This is a genomic window from Runella sp. MFBS21 (assembly GCF_029433105.1).
GTDB lineage: Bacteria > Bacteroidota > Bacteroidia > Cytophagales > Spirosomataceae > Runella.
Genome location: NZ_JARNTW010000009.1, coordinates 139,847 through 158,765, shown reverse-complemented (window position 1 = coordinate 158,765; position 18,919 = coordinate 139,847). Strand labels below are relative to the sequence as shown.

Below are 18,919 nucleotides of genomic sequence, written 5' to 3'. Positions count from 1 at the left end.
CAAATATACCACAAAGAAAACTGAGGTATTTATGGTATACCGGAAAAGAAACGGGAGAGCAGCCTATTACTTCGGCATCTACCCAAAAGTAATAGGCCTACTCTCCCATAAATGAAGAGGACAGATTATTGCTTTACCTCCACTACGCTCTCGGATATTCCCACCCTTTGCGGTAAGGTCTTTCTAGTAATTTATTAGCCTCAGGGTCATTTTTGATCATACCTTTTTCGCCGTCCCATTCTACGCTTCTTCCTGCTTTCATCGAAAGCATCCCTAGCAAAGCCATATTGGTAGAGCGGTAGCCGATTTCAATATCACATACTGAGGGCTTGTTTTTTTCGATAGAAGTCAAAAAATCACTCCAAAGATTAGCGATATTTTGCTGGTCGGGCATATCAAGCTTGGCATCTTCATGAATAACGGGCTTTTTGGAATCTACCGGATAGAAGGTCCAACCGTCGAGCCACCCCATATGAAAAGTACCTTCGGTACCATAAAAATAACAACCTACCGCTTGTTGGGGGTGGGTTTTTTCGGCGTTATTGCCCGCAAACTGCCGATGCTCCCAAGTAGCTGTAAAATTCTCAAATTCATAGGCTACTACCTGATGGTCAGGCGCGTCGGTATTGTCGGTACGAATGGCTCGCCCACCCGTCGAAAATACTTTCCGGGGATACTTTTCTTCCATTACCCACAGCAATTGGTCGAGCCAGTGAATCCCCCAATCGCCTAGTTGACCGTTGGCATAGTCTAAGTATTGACGAAAACCCCGTGGGTGAATTTTGGGGTTGAAAGGACGCAAAGGCGCAGGCCCACACCACATATCCCAATCCAACCCTTTGGGGGTTTCAGCATCGGGCGTAACTTGTCCAGGTCCACCTCCGTAGTTTACAAAAGTGCGTACCATACCAATTTTGCCCACTTTGCCCGAACGAATAAAATCCCGCCCTGAGATATTATGAGGTGAAACCCTTCGGTGAGTTCCTACTTGTACTATTTTTCCATGCTTGCGCGCTGCCGCCACCATTGCCTTTCCCTCGTTGATAGTATGGCTAATGGGCTTTTCGACATACACATGCGCCCCTGCTTCTACGGCAGCAATACAAATCAACGGATGCCAATGGTCAGGGGTAGCCACAATCACAATCTCAGGTTTTTCTTTTGACAAAAGCTCTCGAAAATCCCGATACTGCTTGGGCTTATCGCCACTGAGTTTTTCGACTTCCGCAGTAGCTTTTTCCATTTGATTTTGATCCACATCACACATTGCTACCACTTTGGATTGGCCAGCCGCCATAGCTACTCTCAAAATATTCATCCCCCACCATCCTGTACCAATCAGGGCAGTGCGGTACTTGCTAGCTCGAGGGGCAGCAATGCCATAAGGAGAAAAAAGGGTGACAGCTGCGCCAGCTGCGGTATTTTGGATAAAAGAGCGACGATTCATAACCAATTGTTTTTATACCACATAAAGAGCTTGAAGTCTCAAAACTCCCCAATTATATAAGCAAAAATATTTAGTACTTTTACTTTATACAACGTTGACAAGTCATGAAACAACTGAAGCTTCTTTTGTTGGGTATATTTTTAAGTTTTTATCACACCATTGCCCAAGCCCCCCCCGATACCGAAGCACAAACGACATGGAGCAACCTCCAAAAACAACCTCTTACTGAACAATCATTTCGGAAAGCGTGTGACCTCATTCAGGATACGGGAAAAAGCAATTTAAATCTAAGCTATGCTTGGCTCAAAGACTATGTTCCTAAAATACAAGCAGCAGGCCAATGGAAATGGGCTCATATGTTGCTCATGGCTTGGGCACGGGCTAAGGAGTCGTTTGGGGTATTTGATGAATCAGAAATTCTTTATCAAAAAACCCTTCGAAACGCGCCTTTGAATTCAGAACAATATCGAGAAGCCTTGGTAGGGCTTGTATTTTTATACAATCATTGGGAAAAAGCCGACTCATCAGCCAAATACTTAGCCCTCGGAGAAGCAAGTGCCAAGGCAGCTAATGACCGCGAAAATCTCGCCTTTTTTTATACACTACACGCTGCCTATCACATTCCGCCCAATGATGTTAAATCTCGCGAAAATTTTTACCGTCAGGCCATTAAGCTAACCGAAGGGCTCAACGATAAAAATGCCGAGTTTACGGCTCGTTATAATTTTGTTGCCAATTTCCTGGATGAAAACCCCGCCCAACAAGTAGCAGAAGCAGAAGCATTGCTAGAGCTAGCCAAAGATTCCTCCTTGGCGCGGCGACCAAGATTTTATGAAAGAAGTAATTTTTGGTTTAGGAACCCTATCCCCACACTTTACTTTTATATGCTCCAGCAAAATCTCATTTTGGCCGACAACTTCAACGCCAATCAATTTGCGGATTTATTAAATGAAGTCGTCATTAAGCCCAATCTTATTCCTACTCAAACGCCTTTTTTTACGACTCAAATGGCTTTTACAAAAGCGACGATAGGCCAATATAAAGAAGCTAAAAATTATTTAAAACAGACCCAAGCCTTACTTCAACTCCCGGAGAAAGACATTCCTTTTCCAAATTATTTTACGGCGGCAGGGCTGGTAGCAGAGCACGAAAAACGCCCTCAATCGGCACTTGCCTATCATCAGCAAGCACTCGAAAAAGGCAGCACAGCAGCGTTTTATTTTATGCCTCCTCCTCTATATTATGCCCATGCTCTTACTCTTACGGGTGCTTTTGAAAAAGCCAAAAACATATTACAAACCTTTGATACATTGGCACATAACCGACCTTATTCGGCCACTGGGCTTTATTATTATCAATATTTGGCAGAGTTGGAGAAAGCGCGAGGGCTATTACCTCAACATCTCCAACATCTGCAAACCTACTACACCATCAAAGATTCGCTTACCAATCTTAACCGTTATAGAGCTATTCAGCAAGTATTGGCAAAAGTGGGTTTGAGAGAAAAAGAACAACAAGTGGTGAGACTAAATAAAGAAAAAAATGCCCGTGAACTGCAAATCAAACGCGAACGCCTTTTGTACGGTGCTATCACAGGCACGGCTTTGTTGGCTATTGTTTTTTTGATGCTTTATCTACGCAACCGTCAAATTAGAAATCGTCAAGCTTTAGAACTCAAACAAGCCGAGCTAGAACAATTAAAAAATCAACGCCATATTGACCTCATCAAAGGAATCATGGAAGCCGAAGAAAACGAACGTCGTAAAGTAGCCGATCAGCTCCACGATGAAGTCAATTCATCTTTGGCACTTGTCTCTCTCAATGTGTCTTCGGTATTAGAAAAAGGTCTCACCGATGTTCATAGCGAGCCAAAGCTTACCAAAGCCTACGAAGTCTTGGGCAATGTGAGTACTACGATTCGGAATATCAGTCACCGACTCACCCCCTTACTTATAGAAAGGTACGGATTTGCTCATGCCGTCCAAGATTTGGCTGATACTGTCAACCTCTCTGGCAAATTACATCTTGATACCCTTGTGATAGGCATCGAAGGAAACCCTCATTACTCTATTTCTTTTCTTCATGATGTTTTTAAAATCATCCAAGAACTTATCCAGAATACCCTCAAACACGCTCAGGCCACTGAAGCATTTGTAGAAGTAGTAGAGCAGCCCAACCACACCTTGTCTGTCATGGTCGAAGACAATGGCGTAGGTCTCAAGCCTTTTCCTCTTAGCGAAGGTAAAGGTTTGAGCTCTATCCGAGCTAAAGTAAAATATCTGGGAGGCAAAATAGAGATACAAAACGCCCCTAATGGAGGGACTTTGGTCGTCATTGAGCATTTAGTTCCCCGCCCCGAATAGTTACTACTAACGATTTTTGGATTCGATTAAGAACGAGATATTTGTCAATCACTCTATCCTTGACTCTCAATCTTATGCGTCTATTGCTTGCCGACGACCACCCTCTGCTTATCGATGGCTTACTAGCGGTATTGAGAGAGGTACCTCATTTAGAATTACTACCTCCTGTCAACAACGGTCACCAAGTCATTGATTTTTTACACAAACATCGCGTTGATGTCTTGCTGCTCGATCTCAATATGCCCAAAATAGACGGCTTTAGTGCCTTAAAAATTATTCGTCGGGATTTTCCAGAAGTGCGTGTCATTGTATTTACCAGCTATGATCATCCCGCTTTTGTAAAGGAAGTTCAAGGACTCGGCGCAGCGGGGTATTTACTCAAAACATCTTCGTCAGTACAACTCAAAGCGGCAGTGGTAGCAGTGATGGAGGGGCAAAAATGGTTTCCCAATCTCAAAACCCCTACACCTTCTCACGAAACGCTTTCGGATGATTTCAATCATAGATACCAACTCACTCCCCGCGAAATCGAAATCATAATCTTAATTGTGCAAGGACTTACTACTAAACAAATAAGCACTCAACTCTCAGTAAGCGAATTTACCATCAACGCTCATCGCCGAAATATCGCCCGTAAGACAGGAATTGACACCCCTATCGGTTTATTACACTTTGCCCAAGAACAGGGGCTTATTTAAAAGCCCCCTATTTTGTTGTTTCTCAAAACCGATATGATAAGGCAAGTCCCAATGCTCTTACACCATAATAAGGTCCTTCTAGGAGGGCTTCTATCACGGGCAAGTTGATGCGGTCGGTAGCCGTATATCCAGGCAGCTTAGTACTTGTAATATCTCTTTTTATATTTTGAATATCTTCGGTCGTTAGGCTTTGCCAAAGAGGGTCGTATCCTACAAAATCGGCTTTGACATTGGTGCCATAAAAGGGTCCCAACAACCATAAGTCTACCCCAATACGCTTTCCTAACATCCATTGATAACCTAGCAAAACACCCGCCCCTCCCGCATTAAACTGTGCCTTCAAATTGGGACGATGCAATACTCCCTTTAAGTCGGTGTAAGTATAATCTTGGTTGATAGTCATGTTGATATAACGTACAAAGGGAGCAATATACCACCCTGTGGGAGCATGTCCCGCCAAATAAAATCTATACTCGAAGGTGCCAATATATTTGGTAAAAAGAGTAGTATTGATAGCCCTCACCGCGTCGGCATTGTCGCTAAACCTATCTAATAAAGCTTGTTTGAAAGGCAAAGGAGCATTTTGAGAGGTACCCGCCGTAAAAGTAATTGAGCTATTTTTTGTCAAAATTCTCTCATACTGAACTGTGTAATTTTGAAACACCGCCCCTGATACATTGAATTTTACTAAAGTTCGGTTTATCAATTCTTGGGCTTTAGCCAAAGTCGACATCAGCAATAATCCGCTTATTAAAATTTGTGTTTTCATAAGTTTCTGAATGTGTAATGTTTGATAACCCAAAAGTGTAGATTACCTCCAGAAACCGAAATAGTTAGAAGCAACTATTCCGCAAAGAAACCCCGCCTTACAATTTTGTAAAAAATTATAACAATGAAAAAAATTATCACTTCATTATTAGCAGGAGGCTTACTTATAAGCCTCGCAAATTGTAGTAAGCTCAAAGAAGAAACTACCGCTGAAGGAAACTATCAAGGCACAGCAGTAGACAAAGCGAATGCGTCTAATTCCAAAACACTCCAAATAAATTTGACGAATGCGACCAATCCAGTCACTGGCACTTATACACTCCTAAGTGGAAGTAGCAAAGTAGAAGGTGATGTAACCGGCAACGGGCTAGGGCTTATTTATACGCTTACGCTAAAGCCTAAAACATCTGGCACAACCTACTCGATAGATGCGACATGGGACGGAGCTAAAGCACTGAATGGAACAATGAAAGGCGTTGAGAATAGTCTTGGTATCACTTATACTATTGACTTAAGAAAATAATAAAAAATAGGCCAATACTCCTCTGTTAGAAGTCCACATTGGCCTATAGTAACAACCCTTACCGAGGATAAGAGTTTTTCACAGCGTCGTATAGCAAAGATACATACCAAAGCATCTTATCTCTTTGGTATACTCATTTTCTTTAACTAAAAAGAGGCTATTTCAGTTGAAATAGCCTCTTTTTAGTTAATCAGTCAACTAATCTATAGTCAACACTAAGATGCTAAAAATAAAGTAGCCACTGCGAGCACTTGCTCTTTGGTAAGTGGTTCATCAAATGCTTCGGAGGCGACATTGGCCGAAATACTTCCTAGGCTTGTAATATTTACCTCTCCTTGGGTAGTATTTTCTTCACCATTATAGATAGCCTGCACCACTGAGTTGTCAATCCCACTTTCTTTTCCTGTAATCCAAGGCTTTACACTAGCCCCGTTTGCTTTACGCATTTGACGGATATGAGAAGCGTGGCGAGCCTCTACCGAATGGATATTGAGTGCTGCGGTAAGGACGGCATTTTGCTTCACAAGATTGCCCGCCTGTCCTTTGTAAGCTCTTACCCCTGTATCTTCAAGTGCTTGCGCTACGGCCAAAAACAATTGATAATTAGAAAATGCACTTGCAAAAGGCCCGTTCCCCGTCCCTTGACCTCCTGAAAAATCGAAAGTAGGCTCAGCAACTGGCGTACCACCCGCGCTAGTAATGGCTTGTTTTAGAAAATCAACGTGCGCTTTTTCATGATTCATAATCGTAGTGATAGCCCCATTGGGCGCACCCGTCGGAATCAACCCTGTACTAGCTAAAGCTTTTTCGTAGAAACGATACTCCAAATACTCCAACGTCAAAGCATAATTAAGTACATCTACTACTGTGGCGGTAGATTGGCCGTATGCTTTTTGAAACATGCTTCCCATCGCTACTGGTACTGCTGCCATCGAGAGTTTTTTACCTAAATTGGCAAAATCCTTTAATGCTTGACGACGGGTATTGAGGCGGTCGCTCATTTCGGGATCGCGCTCTTCAAGGAGATTCAATATTTTTAAGAAATCCATGGCGTTCAAAGAGTTTTATGCCAATGCGCTGGCGTTGATAGTATTTTTTATAAAAGGGGCTGCTGCCTGCAATACGGCTGCGGGGTCTTTAGACATTTCCAAGCCGTTGCTGTCTACCACAGTGTTGTCGGCAAAAGTACCATTGCTCAACAAATCACGGATATAGGCAGCATGACGTGCCTCTACCGATACAATCTTTCCAGCCAAAGTAAGATAATCAGGTGAAGTGATAAATCTTCCAGCGCCATTGTAGGCTGCTACTCCCAAATCTTCAAATGTTTTGGCAGTATTGAGTACACTTTCTCTACTACCAAAATTGATTGAACTAAAATCAACGTCTAGTCCTCCGATAGCATTGCTACCTAAAGCTGCTTTAAAAAACTCCCGATGTGCTACCTCGTGGTCACGAATGTCAGTCAATAAAGCAATTTCATCAGCTGTAATTCCTGAAAACTGCGATTCTATCACTCTGGTATAAAACGCAGCCTCAAGCTGTTCTAACGCATAGGCATAATTCAGCACGGCAAAATCACCTGTGCCAAGATTTACCTCCCCTACCACTGGCGTGGTTTCATCTTCCTTACAGCCCGTCAAAACGAGAGTCGTGACAGCGGCTGTTCCACCTGCCCATTTTAAGAACGAACGGCGATGAACGCTTTTTACTAGCTCTGGATGACCTCCAAAGAGCGACGGTGTGTTTTTCATGATGTTCATACTACTGATTTGTTAAAAAAATACGTACCAAAACTATTTTTTTACTCTTTGGGATATTTTCATCAAAAAACCTATGCCATTCCCCAAATCAACCCAAAAGCACTTCTACGCTGCCCCACCCTTTCCTCAAATAGGGAAATGAGATGTTGTTATTTTTCCTCAAATCCTTCAAAAGTGTTTTGGAACAAAGTTTTCGACGTATAGTCTTGTCCAACCCCTATAAAACAAATCAGCATTATGAAAAGCAATCAAGAAAACGTAGGTCAAAGAAGCTCTTATTCCAAAAATTTTATTCCTTTATCCACTGCCGAGACTTTATCTTACCAAAGACAATGGCTTCAAGACCGGACACAGTCTCAAAATCGCCCCAAAAGGCGTAGAAGAAGAATCAGTGGAGATGACGAGAAGGCTGTGGAAAATGTAGAAATCCAACCTGATAGTTTTGATCACGAAATGGAAGAACCCATGCTCACCCCTTCTGGTTTTCCCGAAAAAATCCAGCCTGAAAATACGGCAGTTTTAGAAAACCATTAAAAAAGCGGAGAGGGATAGGCCCTCTCCGTTTTTTTGTAGATAACTCACTAACTGCTAAAGCATTATTTTTTTTCCGCCCGCTGCAATGGACTTATAGATAGCGTCTATGATTTTCATATCTTTCAATCCCTCTTCACCCGTTACATTGGGATCTGGCTTTCCATTCAAAATACAATCTGCCAGCCCATCCATTTGCCAAGTTTGATGCATCTTTGAGGTATCCCAACTCATTTCGCCTTTGTGGGTACGGCCTTTGATAGGCCCATATCCATAAGCAGGGCTTAATTCTACAAATCCTTTGTCACCTACTACATAGAGTCGCTCAAAATTATTGAAGTTGTAAGTAGTAGCACAAGAAGCAATCACACCACTAGGGAAGCCCATTTGCCACGTAATTGTTTCATCGACCTCCTTAAACTTTACTGGGTCTGTCTTGGCTTCTTCAGCCGAAATCCACACGGGCTCTTCGCCCGTAGCATAGCGAGCTGCATTGATACAATAAATACCGACATCCATTAGTGCTCCACCTCCAGCTAGTGCTTTTTTGAGACGCCACTGATTAGGGTCACCACTTTTAAATCCAAAATAAGCATTTACGTGCATGATTTTGCCCAACTCCCCTGCTTTTCGCATCCGTATAAGTTCACGAGTGTAAGGCTCAAAATGCATCCTATATCCTATGTAAAGTTTTACCCCTGCTTTTTTGCAAGCAGCTATCATTTCTTCTGCTTGCTTGACACTCACGCTCATCGGTTTTTCACAAATCACGTGTTTCCCCATTTTAGCTGCTCTTATCACGTATTCGTGGTGCATGGAATTGGGTAAGGTGATGTATACAGCATCTACGTCAGGGTTATCTTTAAGTTTTTCAAAATCTTTATAACTGTAAAAATTGGCTTTGTCTACTCCAAATTTACTCGACCACGTATCGATTTTGGAAGGAGTTCCAGTTACACCTCCCACTAGCTTTGCCTTCTTGCAATCTTTCATAGCCGTAGCTACGCGTTCGGCATAGCTGCCTAGTCCTACCAATACCACTTTAAGCTGTTTGTCAGCAATAGTAGCATCAGCATCATTGCTTGTCAAAGAAGATAATATAGGCAGGCTAAAGGCCGAGCCGCCAAGTTCAAGTAAAAAATCACGACGAGATTTCATGAATCTATTGAAGTTAGTTTTTTTTAAAAGCAATTATACGTCGTTTTCTATGGTGTTTACGTCTAAATTTATCCACTACTTTCAAAATAACTTTGTCTATATTTGTTCCTACATAACATCAGCAATAGTCTGTTTATCTTCAAACCAAACCAAATGAGAAACTTTACTTTCGTCTTTCTTGGACTACTCCTTGCTTTCCAGTCTTTTGCGCAACTTCAATCTCCGAGTCAATTTTTTGGGTTTTCTCCAGGTGAGCAACTAGTACCTACGCATCGCCTGTACCAATACGCCGAGCATGCTGCCCAACAAGTACCCACCAAAGTAAAATTGATGAGCTACGGTACTACTTTTGAAAAACGCCCTTTGATGATGTTGGTGGTTAGTTCCGAAGAAAACATGCGTAATCTGGAACAAATCCGTACCGACCACCTCAAAAGTATCGGTCTGATGAGTGGCGCCCCTACTACCAAAACCCGCCCTTCCGTCATTTGGATGAGCTACAACGTACACGGCAATGAAGCCACCAACTCCGCCGCTTTTCCTAAAGTATTGCATGAATTGCTAGCAGGGGGAGCCGTAGCCGACAAAATCTTAAAAAACGCTATCGTGATTTTGGCTCCTTGTCTCAATCCCGACGGACACGACCGCTATGTAAACTGGTATAATCAAAAAATTGGAGTTTCGCCCAATGCCAACACTTCAGCTTGGGAACATGGAGAGCCTTGGCCGGGCGGACGCTACAATCATTATCTCTTTGACCCCAATCGCGACTGGGCATGGCAAACCCAAGAAGTGATGCGGCAGCTAGTAGCCGAATATCATAAATGGATGCCTCACGTTCACGCTGATTTTCACGAAATGGGTCCCAACAGTCCTTATTATTTTGCCCCTTCTGCCAAGCCTTATCACGAAGATATCACTCCTTGGCAACGCGAAATGCAAGAAGTAGTAGGTACTTACAACAAAAAATATTTTGACCGTAACAATTGGCTATACTATACACGTGAGCGTTTTGATTTGCTTTATCCTAGCTATGGCGATACTTGGCCTACTTACAACGGAGCCATTGCGATGACTTACGAACAAGGTGGCGGTGGCATCGCCGGACTTGCCTATGAGCGTACCGACGAAGGAGATACACTACGCCTTACCGACCGTGTAGCCCACGTATCTGCCGCAAGTATTGCAACAATGGAGGCTATCGCCGACCGTTCTACTAAGGTTGTGGATGAGTTTATTAAGTTTTATGATCGAAATCAAAACAATCCTGTAGGGCCATACAAATCGTATGTCATAAAAACCACTGGTGATGAAGGGCGGGTAAAGGCCTTAAAAGAACTTCTCGACAGAAATCAAATCCGATATGGTTATGCTTCTGACACCAAATCATTGACGGGTTTCAATTATCTTACCCAAAAAGACGAACCTTTCAAAACCGAGGCTGGTGATTTGGTGATTAGCGCCTATCAACCTAAATCCAACTTATTGAAGATTTTGTTTGAAATCAAACCTATGTTGGAAGATTCGGTCACTTATGATATTACCTCATGGTGTGTGCCCTTAGCTTTTGGTGCCAAAACCTACGCGACCAAAGAAAAGCTAACTCCTAGTACTACCTCTCCCAAAGCTACTCCCGTAGCTCCTATTACCATCAATAAGCCTTATGCATACATACTCCCCTGGAAATCAGCCGAAGATGCTAAGTTTTTGGCGGCGATTCTAAAAAATAAAATCCGTGCTCGCGCTGCCGAAAAACCTTTTGAAATCGACGGTAAATCTTACGCCCAAGGTACACTTATCGTCACTAGAGCAGGAAACGAATCTCTCGGCGACGCCTTCGACAAAATCATCCAACAAGAGGCTAGTAAATTGGGGGTGCCTTTGGTTGCTACAGCCAGTGGCGCAGCTAGCAAAGGCTCCGATTTTGGGTCAGATTATGTTTTTAATATCAAAGCGACTCCACGCATTGGACTCATCGCCGGCGATGGTACTTCGATGACAAGCGTGGGCGAAGTATGGTATTTCTTTGACCAAGAACTCAAATACCCCATTACCTTACTTGATCCAAACAGCCGTTTTAGTGGAGGTATTCCTTTCTCTAAGCTAGATGTCCTTATTATCCCCACGGCCTTTGGTAGCAATTTGTTGAGGGAAAATCAGTTTCCTGCCTTGCGTGATTGGCTTCGCGGCGGAGGTAAACTTATTTTGATGGAAACTGCCACCAATTTCTTGGCCGACAAAGATGGTTTTGGTCTTAAACGTAAGAAAGAAGATACTAAAAAAACGGACAAAAAAACCGCCGCAGACTCTTTGAAAGTGTACGCTAACCGCGAAAGAGAATCGGTCTCAGACGAGAGTCCTGGGAGCATTTATAAAATCAAATTGGACAATACTCATCCACTCGCATTTGGGTTTCCGGATTATTACTTCGCCCTTATCAACAACGTCTACAACTACGATTTTCTCAAAGATGGCTGGAACGTAGGATACCTCAAAAAAGAAAAAGATAGCTATGTTGCTGGCTTTACAGGTAGCAATGTCAAAGAAAAACTGCAAAATACCTTACTTTACGGCGTAGAGGAGGTAGGTCGTGGCAAAATAGTATATATGGCCAACAACCCTCTTTTCCGTGGATTTTGGTACAATGGAAAACTGTTATTTTCAAATGCCGTTTTTATGCTTCCTTAGTTAAGATTTACTCCCAACAAAAAAGGTGTTTCTCGTCAGAAACACCTTTTTTATTAACTCAATATCTATTTTCTTGTATGCCTTGCCCCTTAAATAAAGCCTTCCTTTTTCATAATCTTTTCTAGCGTAGCCCCCAATTCATCTGATGCTTTCACCAAGGGCAAACGTACTTCTACCCCACAAATCCCTTTGATTTCGAGGCATTTTTTAATACCTACTGGATTTGATTCTGCATACAATGGAGCATCCATATCCAAGAACTTCCCTTGAATCGCCATAGCTTCATCAGTCCGACCTTCAAGCGCATGCCAAGTCATTTCTGTAAATTCTTTGGGAAACGCATTAGCTATTACCGATATAACTCCTTTCCAACCCACACTAATCATAGGAGAGACGTGATTGTCGTCGCCCGAAATCAGTAAAAAATCAGCAGGACAAACCTTCGCCAATTCCATGTATTGATCAAAATTGCCACACGCATCCTTGATTCCGATAATATTTGGATGTTTTGCCAATTCAGCGATAGTTTCAACCTTCATATTGACCACTGTACGTCCGGGTACATTATACAAAAACACAGGCACTGGACTTGCATCCGCAATCGCCGTAAAGTGCGCAATTAGTCCTTTTTGAGAAGGTTTATTATAATAAGGACATACCGACAAAATCGCATCTACTCCGGTAAGGTCTGTACTTCTGATAGTTTCTAATACGGCACGCGTATTATTACCCCCTAAACCATACACGAGAGGGAGCTTTTTGGGGTTATTTTCTTTCACAAAGTTCAACAAATCCAACTTCTCTTGCGAAGTAGTCGTAGAAGTTTCGCCGGTGGTACCCTGAACCACCAGATAATTTACCCCTCCTTCACTCACAAAATCAAGTAGTGCTTTAAGGGCCGAGAAATCAATATCATGATTGGCGTCAAAAGGAGTGACTAGCGCTACGCCTACGCCGAAAAATTTGGTGTCCATTTGGTTTGTGTTACGGACTTCCAGTCCGTCAATAAATACTGGTAGGTGATTTCAATAAACGCTGCAAAGGTATCAAAATTTGTCAATCAATTGCTTCTAAAATTACATTACAGGCCGTGAGAATTTGTGATTCTGAAATAATGAGTGGCGGAGTCAATCGCATCGAGTTGTCACAAAACAAAAACCAATCCGTAATTACCCCCTTTTCAATCGCTCGGTCAATAATGGGTTTTAAGGCGTCAAAAGACTCAAAGTCGACAGCTAACATTAAGCCTTCTCCTCGTACTTCTCTGATTTTAGGATGAAGGAGCGTCTTCTTAATCAACTTACCTTTTTCTTTTACCGTCAACGTATCGTCATTACCGTCATATCCCATTCCTTCCCATATCACTTCCAAAGTAGCCAAAGAAGCCGCACAGCTTACAGGATGCCCCCCAAAAGTGGTAATATGGCCTAGAATGGGGTTGTTTTTAAAAACCGACATTACTTCTTGGGAAGCGATAAATGCCCCAATCGGCATTCCTCCCCCCATTCCCTTCGCACAAAGCAATACATCAGGGCGCACGCCGTATTGCTCAAAAGCCCAAAAACTTCCTGTTCGCCCAAACCCCGTCTGAATTTCGTCAAAAATCAACAGCGTCCCTGTTTCATTACATCTTTGTCTTAATGCTTGATGATACTCACGCGTCGGCACTCTCACCCCTGCTTCGCCCGAAATCACTTCGATAACAACCGCTGCCGTATGCTTAGTGATTTTCTCTAAATCTTCTATCCGTCCGTGCGTTATGTGTTTAATATCTGGTAACAAAGGGCGAAAATTACGCTTAAAAAACTCCGCTCCTGCCAAGCTCAAGGCCCCCTGCGTAGAGCCATGATAAGCATTGTAGCAAGAGATGATTTCGTGGCGGCGGGTGTATCTTTTGGCCAATTTCATGGCTCCTTCTACCGCTTCTGCGCCCGAATTGGTAAAATATACATTATCAAGTGTGGGGACATTATTGTTATCTTTTACTTCTAAAGTTTTAACGAGCGTTTGTGCCAATCTCACTTGGGGTGTTTCGATGTATTCGCCATATACCATTAGATGCAAGTACTTATCCAATTGCTGCTGAATTGCCTCCAGCACGTTGGGATGCCGATGCCCCACATTGCTTACAGCAATCCCCGAAATCATATCTATATACTTTTGTCCTTCTTTTCCATATAAATAAATACCCTCGGCTTTTTCGATTTCTAAAGCCAAAGGAAAATCGGAGGTTTGGGCAAGATGATTGTAAAAAAGCTGCTGACGATGCGAAAGGAAATCTGACATATTTACTTCAAAATAGTTGATAATAGCTGCAAATATCCACAAAAAAACCCTGCTCACCGAAGTAAGCAGGGTTTTAGTGATGATTATACTACTATGATTTAGTATCCTTCATTTTGAACCAATTGCTTGTTTACATCCATTTCGCGTTGTGGAATTGGTAAAATAAGCTTAGGCGAATTAAAAGGTAAAGCTCCTACGGTTCCTCCTGTACGCTTAATATCATGAAGCGCGTGTCCTTCAAACGCTAGTTCTAGTTTGCGTTCTTTAAGAATAGATGCCAAAGTAACGCTTGTCACGCTAGGAAGCCCTGCACGGTTTCTGATAGTATTGATATCTTCTACAGGCGTAGCTCCTACCGCAGTACCCAATCGGAAATTGGCTTCGGCACGCGTCAGAATCATTTCTGCTAAACGAACCACAGGCACATGCCCAAAGCGGTCGAGAAATTTATAAGTAAAGGTATTGGCGGTAGGTTTGATAAAAAATTCTCCGCGAGCATCTCCTGCTTCATACAACGCAATGTGGTCAGGTTGGATACGAATATCGCCCCGCCCAGCCGTTCCTGGAATAGAGCCTACAGTAGCTCCAAAAAAGGTATTCATTCCATTAAAACCATCTTGGTCATTGACTTGAATAGAAAAAACATACTCTGCGGGAGTGCCTCCATTATTGTTAAGTTTCGTATTAAAAGCCATCCCAAAAGGTGTTACCAAACGATAACGATTTGAAGCAATCACTCTGTTAGCAGCATCTCTAGCAGCCGCATAGTTGCCTTGCTGCAAATATAAACGAGCCAAAATCGCAGCCGCAGCACCTTTAGTAGCATAAGCCCCATTTGTAGCAGGCAAGAGCTCTTCGGCTTTGGTCAAGTCTTCAATCGCTTGCGTATATACCTGAGCTACTGTGCTACGCGGAATTTTATCAGCATCTGTAACAATGGTAGTAGGATTAAATACTAGAGGAACACCCAGATTAGTGGTATTATTACCATCCCCCCATTGTTTAGCATATAAACGGACAAGCTCAAAATATACTGACCCTCTGATAAAGCGTGCTGCACCTTCAACCGCACTTTTTTTGGCGTCTGTTACCTTGTCGATATTTGCCAATACATTATTAGTACGATTGATAGTTAAATAAGAACGCATCCAAAGTCCCTCAGCCGTCACATTAATGGTTGTAATTTCTTTTCTAAAAAGCTCTTGTAAGTTCGCAAATGTTCCCCCAAAACGAACCTCATTAGTAACTGCCGCCAACAACTCAGAAGTATATTGGTATCCTCCAGCGTAAGTATCACCGTTGGTATTAGCCCCCTGCAAGCCATCGTAAGCACCGATAAGTGCCGCTTCTACGTCTTTAGAAGCACTGAGTGCTGCAGCTTGGTCAATCGTTTGAGTAGGAGAAACATCCAAACGCGACTGACAACTGTCAAACATTACCAATGCTCCTATGATGTATGGAATGAATATTTTTTTCATAATGAATTCAATGTCTTTTAAGGTGATGTTGATTAAAACCCAATGTTGACGCCAAATAAAATAGTACGAGGTTGTGGCGGCGTATAAAAATCATTGCCTTGCGCAAAATTGCTCGTAAACGTATCAGAGTTTACTTCAGGATCCCAACCTTTATATTTGGTAAAAGTAGCAAGGTTCATTGCTGAGAAATAAACCCGCACACGGTCGATTTTCAAACGTTCAGTCAAGTTTTTAGGAATGGTATACCCAAGACTAAGCGTACGCAACCGCAAATAAGAACCATCAAATATATAACGGCTTGAAGGCTGACTACCATTCGTGATTAAATAACGTGCTTGTGGCACATCGGTGTTGCGATTTTCGGGAGTCCAAGCTTTCAATTGGTCGGTAGTTTGGTTATCTTCGTAAATACCGTTGGCTGATGAGTACTGTCCTACTCCATAAAAATTGACATCGTTGCCAGCTACTCCATTAAAGAAAATACTGAAATCAATCCCTCCATAAGAAAGGGTGTTGGTAATACCTCCAATAAATTTCGGATTGGGATTTCCTACAACCACACGTTCGGTTGAGTTATAGCCGCTGTTGGTAACTGTGCTACGATCTATGCTACCGTCAGGATTTTTGGTATTTTTATAAAACAAAGCGTCTCCATTGTTAGGGTCAACTCCTGCATACTCACGCGTAAAAAACACCCCGATAGGTTGCCCTTCCATTACACGGTTCATGCTTCTCACCCCTCCTTCGATAATTTGTCCTTGCACGTTGGTTACTTTATTGGCATTGGTAGCAATGTTGAAGGATGTATTCCATTTGAATTTACCAACTGTATTTTGGGTATTCAATACAAATTCCAAGCCTTTGTTTTCAAGCGCACCTAGATTTTTGAATTGACGTGCAAAACCCGTCGTACCTGGCACATTTACTTCCAAGAGTAAATCAGTGGTATTTTTTACATAGTAATCGATTTCTCCGTTAATACGGTTGTTGAAAATACCAAAATCAATTCCTATATCTACCTGACGACTACTTTCCCATTTCAAATCAGGGTTAGCAATTTGTGCAGGTCGTTGTCCGGGGGCACCTACATAGCCCGCATCTCCCTGAAAAAGACCCAATTGTGGAAAATCACCAATCTCGGCATTACCAGTCAACCCATAACTTGCACGTAGTTTGAGGAAACTAATGAGGTTATTATTTTTCAAGAAATTTTCTTCCGAAATCACCCAACCAGCGGATACAGCAGGGAAAAATCCATAACGAGAATTTTTACCAAAACGCGATGACCCTTCTACCCGCGCACTTGCCCCTAGCAAATAGCGGTCGTTGAAGCGATAGTTGACCCGCGTGAAATAAGATAAGAAGCGATAATTGGTTTCGGTACTAGTTCCATCAGATTTGACGGCTGCACTCGCAATTTTGCGATATGAATCAGAAGGGAACTGAGTACCTTCTACATAATTACGCTTGGTTTGAGATTGTTGATACGACATTCCCAAAGTAGCATCAATACTATGCTTTCCAAAATCCTTTAGATAGTTAAAGAAATTATTGGCGTTATAATTGGTCACAAAAGTCCCATAATTGGCACCGATTCCATTAGAAGCCCGACTCTGATTACGTACCGTTTGGCTTTGGAAATAGGCTTCTTCGTTCATATTCAACAAATCAAGTCCCCATTCGCTACGAAACTTAAGCCCTGGCATCAGATTTATTTGTGCATAAGTATTGGTGAGATTACGATAAGAAGTCTGTACAAAATCTGCGTAATCAATGCTCAAAATAGGATTGTAATAAAGCGGGATGTTTACATCACCAGGAGGCGCTCCTGCGGGCAAATTGGTATTAGGATCAATAAAAGGCGTAAAAGGTGTCAAAGCAGCCATCTGCAAAGGATTTGAGAAGGCATTGTCATCAGGCAAACGCCAGTTGTCAGTGCGAGCCAAACTCATCATAAGTCCTACATTGAGCCAATTGGTCGCTTGGTGATCTAAGTTCAAACGCCCCGAAATACGCTCAAGTTTGTTGCCGATAATAGTACCCGTTTGGCTCAAGTATTGGCCCGACATAAAAAATTTAGTTTTTTCATTTCCTCCGCTCAATTGAAGGTCAATCTGTTGCATGGGTCCTTTTTGGAAAGCTTTCTCTTGCCAGTTGTTATCAGTTTGTTTGGGAGTTCCGTAAGTACCATAGCTGTAATATTCCAAAAACCCGCCCGGCCCAAACAAATATTGAGTTTGAGAATCAGGATCTTCAGGACTTACACCGTCTAACCCATCTACATAGCCCGCAGCTTGACGATAAAATTTCTCATACTGTTCGGTATTTAAGAAAGGCAAACGACGCGTAGCTTGCGCCACTCCCGCCTGATAGTTAAACGAAACGTTGGTTTTGCCTGCTTTACCACGTTTGGTTGAAATAAGCACAACGCCATTAGCAGCCCGAGCTCCATAAATTGCCGCTGCCGAAGCATCTTTCAAAATCTCAATCGACTCAATATCGTTTGGATTAATATCGGCGAGAGGGTTAGTGTCACCTCCATAGTTGGATTGATCACCACTTGTTACGGGGATACCATCTACTACATAAAGGGGCTGACTGCTCGCACTGATGGAAGAGTTTCCACGCACGCGTACTGTGATTCCTTGCCCGAGTTTTCCGCTACCAGAATTGACAAATACCCCTGCGGCTTTTCCTTGCAAAGCGGCATCCACACTAGGCGTAGGCATATTTTCAATATCCTTGGACTTTACTTGGGCGATATTTCCCGTCAAGTCTCGCTTGATTTGTGAACCATAACCTGTCACCACAATTTCGCTCAAAGTTTTGGTATCTACACTCATCTGAACATTAATCACCGAGCGCGCTCCCACTTTTTCTTCAATAGAAGTAAACCCTACAAAACTAAACACTAAAGTAGCGTTGTTAGGAACAGACACCCGATAGTTTCCTTCTGCATCGGTATTAGCACCACGAGTGGTACCTTTTACCGAAATAGATACCCCCGGCATACCTGTTCCATCCTCAGCGGTCATGACTTTGCCTGTCACTACCATGTCTTGTGCTCTCAGAGCAAGACCAGACATACACGCCATCACCAATAGGCTCATACGTAGAAATTGTCTCATACTTGATTTGTTAGAAGTTGATAAAATATAAAAAGTAAAAAATGAAATGCGATAACCTTCCCCCTATATATCCGTTAAAAGATTGGGT

Annotated in this window: 14 protein-coding genes; 5 read left to right on the top strand and 9 right to left on the bottom strand. The window is 42.6% G+C overall.

Features of this window, described 5'->3' with window-relative positions; all coding sequences use genetic code 11:
* Nucleotides 1-142: 142 nt before the first annotated feature.
* Nucleotides 143-1,447: a Gfo/Idh/MocA family protein gene (locus tag P1X15_RS18360; protein WP_277339593.1), complete on the bottom strand. Its 1,305-nt coding sequence runs from the start codon at nucleotides 1,445-1,447 to the stop codon at nucleotides 143-145.
* Nucleotides 1,448-1,551: 104 nt separating this feature from the next.
* Here P1X15_RS18360 and P1X15_RS18355 point away from each other — a divergent pair, with 104 nt between their 5' ends.
* Together P1X15_RS18355 and P1X15_RS18350 are read left to right on the top strand one after the other, a co-directional pair.
* On the top strand, nucleotides 1,552-3,810 hold the full coding sequence (locus tag P1X15_RS18355) for a sensor histidine kinase (protein WP_277339592.1): 2,259 nt from the start codon (nucleotides 1,552-1,554) through the stop codon (nucleotides 3,808-3,810).
* 59 nt (nucleotides 3,811-3,869) lie between these two features.
* Nucleotides 3,870-4,508: a response regulator transcription factor gene (locus P1X15_RS18350; protein WP_277339591.1), complete on the top strand. Its 639-nt coding sequence runs from the start codon at nucleotides 3,870-3,872 to the stop codon at nucleotides 4,506-4,508.
* A gap of 22 nt (nucleotides 4,509-4,530) precedes the next feature.
* Here the strand turns inward: P1X15_RS18350 and P1X15_RS18345 are convergent, their stop codons facing one another.
* Nucleotides 4,531-5,277 carry a DUF3575 domain-containing protein gene (locus P1X15_RS18345; protein WP_277339590.1) on the bottom strand — a complete coding sequence of 249 codons (747 nt, stop codon included), beginning with the start codon at nucleotides 5,275-5,277 and terminating at the stop codon, nucleotides 4,531-4,533.
* A gap of 123 nt (nucleotides 5,278-5,400) precedes the next feature.
* Here P1X15_RS18345 and P1X15_RS18340 point away from each other — a divergent pair, with 123 nt between their 5' ends.
* Nucleotides 5,401-5,799: a hypothetical protein gene (locus P1X15_RS18340; RefSeq protein WP_277339589.1), complete on the top strand. Its 399-nt coding sequence runs from the start codon at nucleotides 5,401-5,403 to the stop codon at nucleotides 5,797-5,799.
* Nucleotides 5,800-6,014: 215 nt separating this feature from the next.
* Here the strand turns inward: P1X15_RS18340 and P1X15_RS18335 are convergent, their stop codons facing one another.
* Together P1X15_RS18335 and P1X15_RS18330 are read right to left on the bottom strand one after the other, a co-directional pair.
* A complete protein-coding gene (locus P1X15_RS18335; RefSeq protein ID WP_277339588.1) occupies nucleotides 6,015-6,848 on the bottom strand; it encodes a ferritin-like domain-containing protein in 834 nt (277 codons plus the stop codon).
* A 15-nt stretch (nucleotides 6,849-6,863) separates the two neighbouring features.
* A complete protein-coding gene (locus P1X15_RS18330; RefSeq protein ID WP_277339587.1) occupies nucleotides 6,864-7,562 on the bottom strand; it encodes a ferritin-like domain-containing protein in 699 nt (232 codons plus the stop codon).
* Nucleotides 7,563-7,799: 237 nt separating this feature from the next.
* Between P1X15_RS18330 and P1X15_RS18325 the strand changes: the two genes are divergently transcribed.
* On the top strand, nucleotides 7,800-8,096 hold the full coding sequence (locus tag P1X15_RS18325) for a hypothetical protein (protein WP_277339586.1): 297 nt from the start codon (nucleotides 7,800-7,802) through the stop codon (nucleotides 8,094-8,096).
* A gap of 54 nt (nucleotides 8,097-8,150) precedes the next feature.
* On the opposite strand, the gene P1X15_RS18320 is transcribed toward P1X15_RS18325, so the two are convergent.
* Complete coding sequence (locus P1X15_RS18320; protein ID WP_277339585.1) at nucleotides 8,151-9,251, bottom strand: Gfo/Idh/MocA family protein; 1,101 nt, start codon at nucleotides 9,249-9,251, stop codon at nucleotides 8,151-8,153.
* 153 nt (nucleotides 9,252-9,404) lie between these two features.
* On the opposite strand from P1X15_RS18320, the gene P1X15_RS18315 reads away from it, so the two are divergent.
* On the top strand, nucleotides 9,405-11,939 hold the full coding sequence (locus P1X15_RS18315; RefSeq protein WP_277339584.1) for a M14 family metallopeptidase: 2,535 nt from the start codon (nucleotides 9,405-9,407) through the stop codon (nucleotides 11,937-11,939).
* Nucleotides 11,940-12,028: 89 nt separating this feature from the next.
* On the opposite strand, the gene dapA is transcribed toward P1X15_RS18315, so the two are convergent.
* From dapA to P1X15_RS18295, 4 genes are all read right to left on the bottom strand, one after another.
* A complete protein-coding gene (gene dapA / locus P1X15_RS18310; RefSeq protein ID WP_277339583.1) occupies nucleotides 12,029-12,913 on the bottom strand; it encodes a 4-hydroxy-tetrahydrodipicolinate synthase in 885 nt (294 codons plus the stop codon).
* Between the two features lie 82 nt (nucleotides 12,914-12,995).
* Nucleotides 12,996-14,225 (bottom strand): aspartate aminotransferase family protein, encoded by a 1,230-nt coding sequence (locus tag P1X15_RS18305; RefSeq protein WP_277339582.1) that lies wholly within the window; start codon nucleotides 14,223-14,225, stop codon nucleotides 12,996-12,998.
* A 98-nt stretch (nucleotides 14,226-14,323) separates the two neighbouring features.
* Nucleotides 14,324-15,703, bottom strand: coding sequence for a RagB/SusD family nutrient uptake outer membrane protein (locus P1X15_RS18300; RefSeq protein WP_277339581.1), 1,380 nt, complete (start codon nucleotides 15,701-15,703; stop codon nucleotides 14,324-14,326).
* A 32-nt stretch (nucleotides 15,704-15,735) separates the two neighbouring features.
* Nucleotides 15,736-18,831 carry a TonB-dependent receptor gene (locus P1X15_RS18295; RefSeq protein ID WP_277339580.1) on the bottom strand — a complete coding sequence of 1,032 codons (3,096 nt, stop codon included), beginning with the start codon at nucleotides 18,829-18,831 and terminating at the stop codon, nucleotides 15,736-15,738.
* Nucleotides 18,832-18,919: the final 88 nt, after the last annotated feature.

Bases quoted from the DNA above. Each gene is read 5' to 3' on its own strand.
- P1X15_RS18360 (WP_277339593.1), bottom strand. From the start codon at position 1,447: ATGAATCGTCGCTCTTTTATCCAAAATACCGCAGCTGGCGCAGCTGTC.
- P1X15_RS18355 (WP_277339592.1), top strand. From the start codon at position 1,552: ATGAAACAACTGAAGCTTCTTTTGTTGGGTATATTTTTAAGTTTTTAT.
- P1X15_RS18345 (WP_277339590.1), bottom strand. From the start codon at position 5,277: ATGAAAACACAAATTTTAATAAGCGGATTATTGCTGATGTCGACTTTG.
- P1X15_RS18340 (WP_277339589.1), top strand. From the start codon at position 5,401: ATGAAAAAAATTATCACTTCATTATTAGCAGGAGGCTTACTTATAAGC.
- P1X15_RS18335 (WP_277339588.1), bottom strand. From the start codon at position 6,848: ATGGATTTCTTAAAAATATTGAATCTCCTTGAAGAGCGCGATCCCGAA.
- P1X15_RS18330 (WP_277339587.1), bottom strand. From the start codon at position 7,562: ATGAACATCATGAAAAACACACCGTCGCTCTTTGGAGGTCATCCAGAG.
- P1X15_RS18325 (WP_277339586.1), top strand. From the start codon at position 7,800: ATGAAAAGCAATCAAGAAAACGTAGGTCAAAGAAGCTCTTATTCCAAA.
- P1X15_RS18320 (WP_277339585.1), bottom strand. From the start codon at position 9,251: ATGAAATCTCGTCGTGATTTTTTACTTGAACTTGGCGGCTCGGCCTTT.
- P1X15_RS18315 (WP_277339584.1), top strand. From the start codon at position 9,405: ATGAGAAACTTTACTTTCGTCTTTCTTGGACTACTCCTTGCTTTCCAG.
- dapA (WP_277339583.1), bottom strand. From the start codon at position 12,913: ATGGACACCAAATTTTTCGGCGTAGGCGTAGCGCTAGTCACTCCTTTT.
- P1X15_RS18305 (WP_277339582.1), bottom strand. From the start codon at position 14,225: ATGTCAGATTTCCTTTCGCATCGTCAGCAGCTTTTTTACAATCATCTT.
- P1X15_RS18300 (WP_277339581.1), bottom strand. From the start codon at position 15,703: ATGAAAAAAATATTCATTCCATACATCATAGGAGCATTGGTAATGTTT.
- P1X15_RS18295 (WP_277339580.1), bottom strand. From the start codon at position 18,831: ATGAGACAATTTCTACGTATGAGCCTATTGGTGATGGCGTGTATGTCT.